This window comes from Tabrizicola flagellatus (assembly GCF_008271465.1).
Classification (GTDB): Bacteria; Pseudomonadota; Alphaproteobacteria; order Rhodobacterales; family Rhodobacteraceae; genus Tabrizicola; species Tabrizicola flagellata.
In genome coordinates, this window is sequence record NZ_VMDU01000001.1 from 586,090 (window position 1) to 598,248 (window position 12,159).

A 12,159-nucleotide genomic window follows, 5' to 3' on the forward strand; every position below is an offset into this window, starting at 1 on the left:
CGCGAAAGCGTTCTCCCCATCCGGCTACGGCCGGATTTTTCCGTTGTTTTCGTGGGTTATGTGGGTTGGGCTGCGCACTGGCCCCGGCGCCAGGCTACCCGAAAGCGGTCTCTCCGGGCCGATATTCTCCGTAGCTCTCGACTGCCCGATTTTAGTGTAGAGCCTGTAAGCCTCAGAAAATAAGAGAACAAATCGAAGGCTGACCTGAACACTTCGATGCCAGTGGCGCTATCGGGATGGAACCGGGATCGAACAACTCGGTCGCGCTCTGGCCGGAACACGAGCTCTATTCTGCAGGCTCGGCGACGGCAGCGTGCCTCGTGATGATGTCCTGCACCTCACCAGGCTTGAACGCAACATCCCAAGCCCAGCGTCCGAAACCGCCTGCTGCGTTGATCGCCTTCACCCACTCGTTCAGCGCGTCTCGCTTGGCCTTGTTCTGAGGACTGTCGGTGCCCTTGATCTCGAGTGCGAGGATCGTGCCGCCAGCGAGACGGAGCAGGAAATCCGGGACGTATCGCCGTCGGGAGCCCGCCCACATGTAGTAGATCTGAAAGCCCAAGTGATCGTTCTTTGCGTATGATAGAACATCATCGCTCTTCTCGAAGACATTGGCCGCGTGGCCTTCCCAGGCAGAATCTCCCACCAGATGGCTGATGTGCGACTTGGTCGTCGGGAAGCACGGCTTGGTCGTGTACCAGGTGCGCATCAGCCCCGTTGCACCGATCGGGCTTTCCTCGTCGAACACCGGGGTCAGACGTTCCGTGTTCTGCTCGGTCACGTTGCTCAGCACATGCTGGACCACGAGATCGATGTTGAGCGCGATGAGTATGCGCCGCCTAAGCGGATCGGAGTGAAAGAGCGACGGGATGTCGAGGCGGTCCGAGTTGAGGAACGCCTCGACGATCCTGACGAGTTGCGCCGCCAGATACTCGTGGGTGCCGGTGAACCCATGGCTCAGCTCTGCAAACGCCTTCCGCGCAGCCTGGAATACGAGGCGCTGCAGGCGGAAGCCATCCGGCAGCTTCTCGAGGTCGATCGCGGTGACCTTGCCCATGTCCGTCGCGCCTCCGAGCGCCGGGGCGAGTTCGGCGCTGATCGGTGTGCTGGCGGGATCGAGCACGAGCGGCTGGACCTTGTTCCAGGCGATGGCGAGCTCCGGTTTGACGACTGTCTCCACGCGCAGCACGTTCGGCCAGCGAATTTCCAGATGCCCACGGTCGGGCACCACTTCGATCTGCGTGGTGGGCTTCGGCGGCGGCGGTGCCTCACCACCTTCGCCGGTCTCCGAAATGGAGAGTGGTACGCCGAATACGTTGACGTATTCGGGCAGAAACAGGCCGTTCTCGTCAGTGTCATAAGACACGCGGCGCAACCCGCGCCCGACAACTTGTTCGCAGAGCAGCTGGGACGTGAAGGCGCGGAGCCCCATGATGTGTGTCACATTCTTTGCGTCCCATCCCTCCGACAGCATCGCCACCGATATGACGTTCTGAAGGTCCTGACCGGCGGCACCCCTTTTCCCGACGTTGTCCACGATCTCGCGCAGAAGTTCCTCCTTCTTCAGGGAGAGGAACTGCTGGCGGCGGGTTTCGGGAAGGTCTGCCGCGTCGATGATGGCCTTCAGACGCGCCTCGTAGTCTTTGTCGGATGCTGCGGCCTCCCCGATTTCGGCTTTCTCGAGAACCTTCGAATCGACCCGGAGCGTCCGCTGTGGCGCGTGCAGCTCGGGCCAGTGTGCATCGCCCTTGTTGAAGTAGTTCTCTATGCGGGCCGCGGTCTCGGTGCGGTTGCAGACGGTGAGCATGACGGGCGGTGAGTGATGCCCGGCCTCCTGCCAGCGCGCGCGCGTTTCGCGCCAGTCGGCGCCGAGCAGCGTGTAGGCGTCCTGAACCAGCTTCGGCAGCGCCTCATGCGGCTTGGCATTCGCCCGGTTCAGGTCTTCGGAGACGGATGGATCGCGGTAGATGTGGTAGAGCTTCGACCGGAGCGTCTTGGCGTCCGGGATGGCATCGTCGCGGACCACGACCCGCGGCGTCTTCACCAGCCCGGCCTCGATCGCGTCGTTCAGCCCGAAATCCGAGACGATCCAGTCGAACAGCGCCGTGTCGGTGCTCTTCTTCCCTGTCGGGGCGAAGGGCGTGGCCGAGAGGTCGAAACAGCGCTGGATGCGCCGGGTCTTGTGGATGCGGTCCAGCCCCTCGATCCAGCGTGTGGCCTCATCGAGGTCGATGCCCTGCTCGGCTGCCGCCTTCTTGCTGATCTTCACCTCGGGCGGCTTGCGATAGGCGTGGTGCGCCTCGTCGTTGATGACAATGATGTCCCTGTGCGACGCCAGCTTGCCCAGCACGCGCCGCGTGAAAGCCTCGTCGGACTCGCGCCCCTTCTTGACCACCGAACGGTCCGCTTCCTTCAGCGGCATCAGCGTGTGCCAGTTCTCGATCAGCACCTCGGCCTGGTTCAGCTTCTGGCGTAGCGCCTCGGACGGGCACAGGTTGAACTCGTCATAGTAGCTGCCCTCGCTGGGCAGCAGAACCTGCAGCCGCTCCTTCACAGTCAGGCCCGGCGCCACGATGAACACGGCGCGGCTGAAATCCTTGTTTCGCTTCGGATAGGTCAGCGCATTCAGCACCTGCCAGGTGATGATCATCGCCATCACCGTGGTCTTGCCCGCCCCCGTCGCCATCTTGTTGCAGAGCCGCTCCCAGTCACCGCCGTCGCCGGGGATCGCGATGCCCTGCTTGTAGGCCTCGGCGCCTTCGACCCACCAGATCAGCGTCTCGATGGCCTCGAGCTGGCAGAAGTAGAAGGGATGCTGCCGCGCCTCGCGGTCGTGCCAGTGCTCCAGGAGCTTGCGGGTGACGATGGTCACGCCGGGCCAGCCGTCCGCGCGCCACTGATCCACGCGGGCGCGGATCGTGTTCACGAGGTCCAGCACCTCGGTGCGCTTGGTGTTGTTGCGCGCGTCGAAGACCTCGTAGCTCGCCGGCCGGCGCTCGGGCTTGATCTCCAGCTTGCCGTCCTTGCCCTCGACCCAATGCTGCGCCGGGCAGACGAAGGGCGAATTGATGATGAGGGACATGGGCTTATCCCTCCAGCGGCATGATCTTGAGCGACTCGATCCCGCGGTCGTCCACGATCTTGACCGCGATGCGCCGGTTCTCGCCCGCCTCGAAGGGCAGCGATATGGTACCGTGGAACTGCTCCAGCAGGTCCTCGTCCAGCTCCGCCCGGACCGTCTTGCGCAGTCGGTTCCAGCCGCCCTTGGCATCCGCCATGGGGAAGAACACCTGGTGCGGCATCAGGGACCGGTTGTCGTAGTCGGTGTCCAGCGACCACATCGCGATCTGCTTCTTGCCGCCCGAGACCAGATCGCCCTTGCGCGGATCGAAATAGTCGAAGCCGTTGACCTCGACTTCCCACAATCCGTCCTTGCGCTTGCGCAGCTCCACGTCGGGCTGGCCCATCAGCCAGAAGGACTGGTTCGAGGCGCGCTTCTTCTTCAGATCCTCGGTCAGCAGGTCGGTGTTCATCTGCGCCTTCAGCAGGGTCACGCCCGGCCAGTTCACCTCGTCGATGTCCTTCGCGGCCTCCGGGTCGAAGGTGAAGGCGCAGAACAGGACGAATTTCGGCGAGGGGCGCAGGGTCTGCGCCTCGTCCAACGCCAGTTCCACCTGCCGCTGTTCCAGCGCCGCGTGCTCGGGGCCGAAGCTGACGACCACGCGCTCGCCCGTCTCGGCAAGCGCCCCGCTGGCGTGAAGGTAGCGTAGCCCCGGCAGCGTCTCGAACTCGGCGAAGCGGAGCATCGCGCCGCCCTTGCCGCGCACGCCGGTCTTCAGGAGTTCGTCGCGCCAGAGCGCCTGGCGGGATGTCTCGCCGGAGCGGGCGACGGTCTCGTCAGCCTCCTTCGGGGGCATGGTCTCGTCCAGCGACAGGACGGTCGGCGCCGGCACCGCCTCGACCGAGAAGGGCCCGCAGATGCGCAGCTTGGTGCGGTCGATGCGCGGCTTGTCGTAGAGCGTCTCCTGCTCGGCATGGTCGGCGATGGACTGGTCCATGCGGCGCTGCATCGCCTGCCGGGCGGCGTGGAAGGCGTCGAAGGGCGCTCGGGCGGCCTCGGGCCAATCCTCGGGCCAGTCGAAGGGCACCTCCCATTCCAGAAGCGCGTTGACCGGCACCGTCTGCCCGGCGGGCAGGGTGACGGTGGCACTGTCGGGGGCGGCGAAGTCGATCCACTGCCCCTTGCGCCCGCCTTGGGGCGAGAGGTGGCGGACGGGCGCGCCCTTGAGCGCTGCGTTGAGCTCGGCCAGCGCCGCCGCGATCTTCGGGTGATCCTGGTCGTAGATCGTGTCGATGTCGGGGTTGTTGGCGATGCTTTTCAGCGTGATGTGCGGCACGGTTTCATGGTCGAAGCCGCCCTTCAGCCCTTCATGGGGATAGCGGAGCGCGTAGTAGTCGAAGCTCGCCGTCATCAGCCGCTGCTTGGCCAGCGTGATCGCCACGCGCGAGGTGTCGCATCCTCGACGGCCGCTGGGACAATGCCGAGGTCGAAGTCTGGCGCGTGAATTGGGCGGACACGGGTCAGCGCGTGCTGATGCGGCGCGGGGCCATCGGTCAGATCCGGCGCGGGCGGCTCGCGTTCGTCGCCGAGGTCCGCTCGCTCGCCCACGTCCTCGGCCAGACGGTCGGGCGGACCTTCCAGGCGACCTGCGACGCCGCGCTCGGCGATGCGCGCTGCGGCGTCGATCTCGAGGACCCGGCCTACAAGGGCACGGGCGCCGTCATCGATCTGCTGCGTGACCGCACCTTCACCTCCTCCGGGCTCGGCAGTTTTGAGGCCGGCTGGTTCACCTTCGGCACGCTGGACTGGACGAGCGGCGCGAATGCCGGGCGGCGCACCGAGGTGCTCGGCCATGACGTCACGGACGGCATCGCATTGCTGACCCTGCTCGAAGCGCCGGTGCGCGCGATCGCCGAGAACGATGCCTTTACCATCCGGGCGGGCTGCGACAAGCGGATCGCGACCTGCAGCGCGAAGTTCGCCAACATCGCCAACTTCCGCGGCTTTCCAAATATCCCAGGGCAAGACGCAGTCCTTCGCTACGCCACCATGGATGGTGGCCATGAAGGAGCTGTGTTGTGACGCACATTCCGGGTCAGGGTGAGGCGGACAGGCAGACAGTCCGGGGGACTGTCTGCCCGCCGAACGGGCTGCGCTACGCCACCAAGGATGGCGGCCACGAGGGAGGCGTGCTGTGACCTCCGCCGATCCCACACGCATCATTGCCGTTGCGCGCTCCTGGCTCGGCACGCCCTACCACGACCAGGCCAGCCTGCGCGGCGTCGGCTGCGATTGCCTCGGCCTCGCGCGGGGCGTCTGGCGCGAGGTCGTCGGCCCCGAGCCATTCCCGGTCCCGCCCTACAGCCGCGACTGGGGCGAGACGGGCCCGCGCGAGGTGCTGGCCGAGGGCGCGCGCGCCATGATGATCGAATTGACACCGGGAGCGGCCGGTCCCGGCGCGCTGGTGCTCTTCCGCATGAAGCCCCGCGCCATCGCCAAGCATGTCGGGATCCTCACCGGGCCCGACAGCTTCCTCCACGCCTACGAGCGGCTCGGCGTGATCGAGGAACCGCTCACCCGATCCTGGCGACGGCGCATCGCCTTCGCCTTTCTCTTCCCGCAACGCTGAAGTCTCGACATGGCCACTCTCGTTCTCGGCGCGGCCGGCGCCGCCATTGGCGGCAGCATCGGCGGCGCGATCCTTGGCGTGAGCGCCGCGACCATCGGCGGCTTCATCGGCTCCACCATCGGCTCGGTCGTCGACAGCTGGATCATCTCGTCGCTGGCGCCGACCCAGCGCATCGAGGGCGCGCGGCTCGACACGCTGCGCATCACCTCGGCCACTGAGGGCGCGGTCATTCCTCGCCTCTACGGCCGGATGCGCATGGGCGGCAACATCGTCTGGGCGACGGATTTCCGCGAGGAGACGAAGACCACCACGCAGGGCGGCGGCAAGGGCGGCGGCGGTGGCAAGGTCAAGACGACCGAGTATCTGTACTACGCCTCCTTCGCCGTGGCGCTCTGCGAAGGCGCGATCACCGGGATCGGGCGCATCTGGGCCGATGGCAAGCCGCTCGACATGACCGGCAACACCTGGCGCTGGTATGCGACGGAGACGATCCGCAAGAGCGCGGGCGCATTCGGCGGCACGACCTCGGCCGAGAACCTGAACGCGCTGCCCGACGAGGCCGACATCGTCGTGGCCCTCGATCGGCTGCAGGCCATGGCCTCGGCCGTCGAGAGCGTCAGCCTCGTCGTCGCCTGGTTCGGCAACGACCTGCATGCAGGCAATTGCACGATCAAGCCGGGCGTGGAGGTTTCGACCAAGGTCACCAGCCTGAAGGTCTGGTCCGTGAATGGCGTGGCACGGGCCAATGCGCATCTGGTCAGCCGCGATGCCGAGGACCGGCCGGTCTTTGGCGGCACGCCCGCGGATTTCGCAGTGGTGCAGGCGATCCGCGAGATAAAGGGCCGCGGGCTGCGGGTGACGTTCTATCCCTTCATCCTGATGGACGTGCCGCCCGGCAACAGCCTGCCGAACCCGTATTCCGATAACGCCGCGGAGGCGGGTCAGCCCGCGTTCCCCTGGCGTGGCCGGATCACCTGTTCGCCTGCGGCAGGCTATGCCGGCAGCGTGGATAAGACCGGTACGGCGATGGCGCAGGTCGCCGCGCTGTTCGGCACGGCCACCCCCGCGAGTTTCAGCGTCTCCGGCGAGACCGTCTCCTGGACAGGCGTCGCGGGCGACTGGGGCTTGCGGCGCATGGTGCTGCACTACGCCCATCTCTGCGCGGCCGCGGGCGGGGTAGACGCCTTCCTGATCGGCACCGAGATGCCGGGGCTGACCACCATCCGCTCGGGCGCGGCCACCTATCCGGCCGTGCAGGCCTATCGGGGCCTGCTTGCGGATGTGCGCTCTATCCTCGGGTCCGGCACCATGATCGGCTATGCGGCCGACTGGTCGGAGTATTTCGGGCACCAGCCGGGCGACGGTTCGGGGGACGTGTTCTTCCATCTCGACCCGCTCTGGGCCGATCCGGAGATCGATTTCGTCGGCATCGACAACTACATGCCGCTCTCCGACTGGCGCGACGGGTTCGAGCATGCGGATGCGGCCGAGGGCTGGCCCGCGATCTACGACCGCGCCTACCTGCAGGGCAACATCGCGGGCGGTGAAGGCTTCGACTGGTTCTATGCCAGCGCGGCCGATCGCACCGGGCAGGTGCGGACCGCGATCACCGACGGTGCTGCGGCCAAGCCGTGGGTCTTCCGCTACAAGGATCTGCGCGCCTGGTGGTCGAACCCGCACTATGACCGCCCCGGTGGGGTGGAGAGCGCGACGCCGACGGCGTGGGCGCCGCAGTCCAAGCCGATCTGGTTCACCGAGCTCGGCTGCCCGGCCATCGACCGGGGCACCAACCAGCCGAACGTCTTCTTCGACCCGAAGTCGTCGGAGAGCTTCACGCCGCATTTCTCGCGGGGATGGCGCGACGATGCGATCCAGCGCGCCTATCTCGAGGCCAGCTACCTCTGGTGGGGTCAGGGCACGAACAACCCGACCTCATCCGTCTATGGCGGCCGGATGGTGCATGTGCCCGAATGCGCCGCCTGGACATGGGACGCGCGGCCCTATCCGTTCTTTCCCGCGCTGACCGACGTCTGGACGGACGGCGCGAACTGGCGGCTGGGGCACTGGCTGACCGGACGGCTGGGTGCGGTCTCGCTGGCCGCCCTCGTGCGCCACCTATGCCTGCGCGCGGGACTGGCGGAAGACCTCATCGACGTTTCCGGTCTCTGGGGCGCGGTCGAGGGTTATGTGATCGGCGCGTTGGAAAGCCCCCGCGCATCGATTTCCACCTTGGCACGGCATTTCGGCTTCGATGCCATCGAGACCGAAGGCGTGATCCGCTTCGTCATGCGCGGGCGGGCATCCAGCCTGACCCTCACGGTGGATGATCTGGTCTCCACCCGCGAGGGCGAGGCTTTCGAACTGACGCGCGGCCAGGAGACCGAACTGCCGCAGGCGCTGAAGTGGCAGGTTGCGCGGGCGGACGAGGACTATGACGCCGCGTTGGTCGAGGCACGGCGCGTCACGGTCGACACGACGCGCATCGCCTCCGAGTCCTTCCCGATGGCGATCCCTCCCGAGGAAGCCGAACGCCGCTGCCGCCGCGCGCTGATGGAGGCCTGGATCGGCCGCGAGAGCGCGACCTTCCGCCTGCCGCCCTCGCGGTTGGCGCTGGACCCAGCCGATGTAATCCGCCTCGCGCATGATGGCCGGGAGGTCGAGTTCCGGCTCGTCTCGGTCGCCGATGCCGAGGCGCGAGCCATCGAGGCGGTGCGGCAGGACCGCGCCGCCTACGATCTGCCGCCCGGCGATCCGCGGCCCGCAAGCCTTGCCAGCCCCGTCGTCTTCGGCACGCCGGAGGTGGTGATGCTGGACCTGCCGCAGATCAGCGAGGATCAGCCCGCCCATCGCCCTCTGATCGCCGCGCATGCCAGCCCCTGGCCCGGCGAGATCGCGGTGTTCCGCAGCGCCTCGACGGACGGCTTCAATCTGCTGACCACGTTCGGCGGTCGGGCCCGGATCGGCACGCTGGCCTTCGACTTCTTTCCCGGGCCAACCTCCCGCTTCGATCTGGGCAACGCGCTGGTGGTCGATCTCCTGTCCGGAACGCTGGAAAGCGTGACCGACGTCGCACTGTTCGGCCGGGCCAACGCGCTGGCCGTCGAGAGTGCGCCCGGCGTCTGGGAGATCGTCCAGGCGGGCGCGGCCGAACTGATCGCGCCTGGCCGCTACCGCCTGACCCGTCTCCTGCGTGGCCAGCGTGGAACGGAGCATGCCATCGGCAACCCGGCCCCGGCTGGCTCGCGGGTCGTGGCGCTGGATGCAACCCTGGCCCCGCTGCCCATCGCCGAGGCCGACCTTGGCCTGCCATGGAACTGGCGGGTGGGCTCCGCTGCGCGCGCCGTCACCGATGACAGCTACGCCGCGCTGGGGTTCACCCCGACAGGACGCGGCCTTGTCCCGTTCGCCCCGACCCATGTCGAGCAGCCGTGGCGGACGGCGCGCAGCCCGGGCGATCTGACCATCCGCTGGACACGGCGATCCCGGGCTCTGGTTGCCGATGCCTGGGAACAGGTCGAGGTGCCGCTGGCCGAGGACCTGGAAAGCTACGACGTGCAGATCCTCGACGGGACGACCGTCAAGCGCACTCTGACCAGCAGCACGACCGCCGTCCTCTACACCGCCGCCCAGCAAGCCGCCGATTGGGGCGCACCGCTCGGGCCCGGCCAGACGCTGGCGATCCGCATCTTCCAGCTCTCGAACCGCCTCGGCCGCGGCACGCCTGCGACCGTGACCCTCCAGTTCTGACGGGATTTCCCATGTCCGACACCACGACCCATCTGGGCCTGCCCTATCTTCTGGCGGCGCAGGCGCAGAGGCATGTTACCCACAACGAGGCGCTGCGCCTGCTCGATGCCATGGTGCAGCTGTCGGTCCTCGACCGCACGCGGACTGCCCCGCCCGCGAGCCCCGCCGATGGGAACCGGCACCTGGTGGCCTCGGGCGCGACCGGCCTCTGGGCCGGGTGGGACCTGAACATCGCCTTCTGGATCGACGGCGCGTGGATCCGGCTGGTGCCGCGCACCGGCTGGCTCGTGTGGGTCGCGGCCGAGGGGTTGTTTCTCGTCTGGACCGGCAGCGCCTGGGCGGTGGTGGGCGAGCCGCGCGACGTCTCGGACGCCGTGTTCAGCCTAGTCAACGACGCCGATCCGACGAAGAAGGCCACCTTCTCGCTGGCGGGGATCACAACGGGCACCACGCGCAGCTTCACGTTGCCGAATACCTCGTCGGAACTGGCGATCCTCGCAGGGACCCAGACCTTCACCGGCAACAAGACCTTCTCGGGCACGTTGACCGCTTCCGGGACGGTGACGACATCCGGGGCCACGGCGACCATCGGCACGTCCACCGGGACCGCGACCTACGGCATGGGGACAGGTGCCACGACCACCGGCGTCACCAAGACCGTGAACCTCGGCACCGGCGGCGCGTCCGGATCGACCACGGTCGTCAACATCGGCTCGGCCACCGCCGGGGCGGGCGGCACCACGGTGGTGAACACGCCCACCGTCACCTTCGCCAATACCGTCACGCAGGTCGGCATGCCGCAGGCGAACCTGACCGCGCAACTGCTCGGCCTCGGCGGGGCGACGGCTGACAGCTACAACCGTCTGTCGGTCAACACGCCTGCGGTCCTACTGAACAACGCAGGCGCTGGCATCGAGGCGACCGTCAACAAGGCCGTTCCTGCCAATGACGCGGCCTTCGCCTTCAAGACCGGGTTTTCGGCTCGGGCGCTGATCGGTCTCCTCGGCAATGACGACTTCAGCTTCAAGGTCAGCCCGGACGGGTCGGCCTTCTTCGATGCGATCCGGATCGACCGCACCAGCGGCCAAATCGAACTTCCGCAGCCGACAGTCCTGCCGGGTCTGACCGCAGCGCCGACCCCGCCGCCCGCGGGCAAGGCCACCCTCTATGCCCGCAACCGCGCAGGCGCTCCGTGGATCGATGTGATGCGCCCCTCGGGGCGGGATTTCCCTCTGCAGCCGCACTTCGGCGTCAACCGGATCGCGAACTGGGCGCCCTCGACCGGCACGACGATCACCGGCGAAGGCCTGCCGATCACCTCGGTCGGCACCGTGTCGCACCCGACGCTGGCCGCCACGAACCTCGCGGCCAGCATGCGCCGCTGGCGTCTGACCTCGGCGGCCGTCGTGGACTCGGTGGCCGATCAGCGCTCCGCAGGCTGGGCCTGCTGGCGCGGCAACGCGGCGGGCCTCGGCGGCTGGACCTTCGTGACGCGGATTTCGCTGACGACCCTGCAGGCGACCGGCATGGGGTTCTTCGGTCTCTATGGATCGACCGCCGCGCTGGCGACCACCCTGACGCTCGCCGCCGTGGTGAACTGCATCGGGATCGGCTTCCAGCGCGGCACCCACGCCAACTGGCAGCTGGCCCGCAACGACGGCACCGGTGCGCCGACGCTGACCGACATGGGGGCGAGCTTCGCCATCGCCACCGGCGGTGTGCTGACCCTGTTCATCGCCGCCCCGCCGAACGGATCATCCGTCTGGGTCCGTGTGGTGGACGAGGTCTCGGGCGCGGTGTTCGAGCAGGAGGTCAGCGCCGACCTGCCCGCCGCGACGCAGTTCCTGTCGCCACGGCTGTTCATGAACACCGGCGCGACGGCCGCCGCCGTCGCCTACGACTGTGCCGGGGTCTATCTGGAGACGGATTACTGATCGGAATAAGGTGAACTGTGTGGCAGCTTGCCGACAAAGCCACCGAGCCTCAGCACCGTTCGACCATGGACCATCCGCTCCTGACAATACTCGATGCCTCGGCAAGAGGGATTTTCCCGAAGGATGATGGGACCTTCCATCTGGTTCCGCCCCTGCCTGACGGGCGCCACGCAGTCGTCTGCTTCACGGGGTGCGCCTACGTCTGCTCGAGCGAGTCTTTCGACCTGCTTGTACAGCTCGGCTGCAACGGGTTCGGCGGGGCGTTACAGCCGCAGCTGCTCATGCATCTGGCTGGCCCACTCGGCAAGGTTCACGAGATCGATGTCACGTTGGCTGCCCTCGGTGAAGGGCATGACCCATGCGCCCTGCCGCCAGACTTGGGGGACTCGCTGCACCCGAGGGTCGCCTATGCCCGAAGTCTGCGCCGCGATGTCCGCGTGCATGGGGATGAGCGCGGTCTGATCACCCTTGCGAAGGGTTTGGCCGGTCGGGACGAGATCAGCATCGAGGTCAGTGACGTGAACTTCGGGAAAGGCGGTGGGCGCAGCCTGCTGCGGGATGTCCTAGCCGCATGGCCTGAAGGGCAGCCCCTCTTTGCCGCCGTCTCGCCGGGGAATGCACGGTCACTCCGGGCATTTCTCGCCGCCGGGTTCCGACCGGTCGCGTCCGAAGTGCTGATCGAGCGGGCAAGCGGATAGCCCCACCTGATCTCCAGCGGAAATCGCTGTCAGCGATCACTTGACTGGAATCGTTGGTCTTCCTATCTTTCGAGTCGGCCGACACAGCCT

The 12,159-nt window shown here is 67.3% G+C and carries 6 protein-coding genes and 1 pseudogene; 5 read left to right on the top strand and 2 right to left on the bottom strand.

Annotated elements, in window-relative coordinates; all coding sequences use genetic code 11:
* Positions 1-286: 286 nt before the first annotated feature.
* Together FL625_RS02845 and FL625_RS02850 are read right to left on the bottom strand one after the other, a co-directional pair.
* Positions 287-3,082, bottom strand: coding sequence for a BPTD_3080 family restriction endonuclease (locus FL625_RS02845; RefSeq protein ID WP_149587098.1), 2,796 nt, complete (start codon positions 3,080-3,082; stop codon positions 287-289).
* Positions 3,083-3,086: 4 nt separating this feature from the next.
* Positions 3,087-4,502: a hypothetical protein gene (locus tag FL625_RS02850; RefSeq protein WP_200833856.1), complete on the bottom strand. Its 1,416-nt coding sequence runs from the start codon at positions 4,500-4,502 to the stop codon at positions 3,087-3,089.
* A 14-nt stretch (positions 4,503-4,516) separates the two neighbouring features.
* Here FL625_RS02850 and FL625_RS02855 point away from each other — a divergent pair.
* From FL625_RS02855 to FL625_RS02875, 5 genes and pseudogenes are all read left to right on the top strand, one after another.
* Positions 4,517-5,143 (top strand): annotated as a pseudogene (locus FL625_RS02855) (phage/gene transfer agent baseplate hub protein); the annotation flags it as partial.
* 112 nt (positions 5,144-5,255) lie between these two features.
* A complete protein-coding gene (locus FL625_RS02860; protein ID WP_149587099.1) occupies positions 5,256-5,690 on the top strand; it encodes an NlpC/P60 family protein in 435 nt (144 codons plus the stop codon).
* Positions 5,691-5,699: 9 nt separating this feature from the next.
* A complete protein-coding gene (locus FL625_RS02865) occupies positions 5,700-9,437 on the top strand; it encodes a baseplate multidomain protein megatron (protein ID WP_149587100.1) in 3,738 nt (1,245 codons plus the stop codon).
* Between the two features lie 11 nt (positions 9,438-9,448).
* Positions 9,449-11,371: a DUF2793 domain-containing protein gene (locus tag FL625_RS02870; RefSeq protein ID WP_149587101.1), complete on the top strand. Its 1,923-nt coding sequence runs from the start codon at positions 9,449-9,451 to the stop codon at positions 11,369-11,371.
* 65 nt (positions 11,372-11,436) lie between these two features.
* On the top strand, positions 11,437-12,069 hold the full coding sequence (locus tag FL625_RS02875; RefSeq protein ID WP_149077405.1) for a GNAT family N-acetyltransferase: 633 nt from the start codon (positions 11,437-11,439) through the stop codon (positions 12,067-12,069).
* The last annotated feature ends 90 nt before the right edge of the window (positions 12,070-12,159 follow it).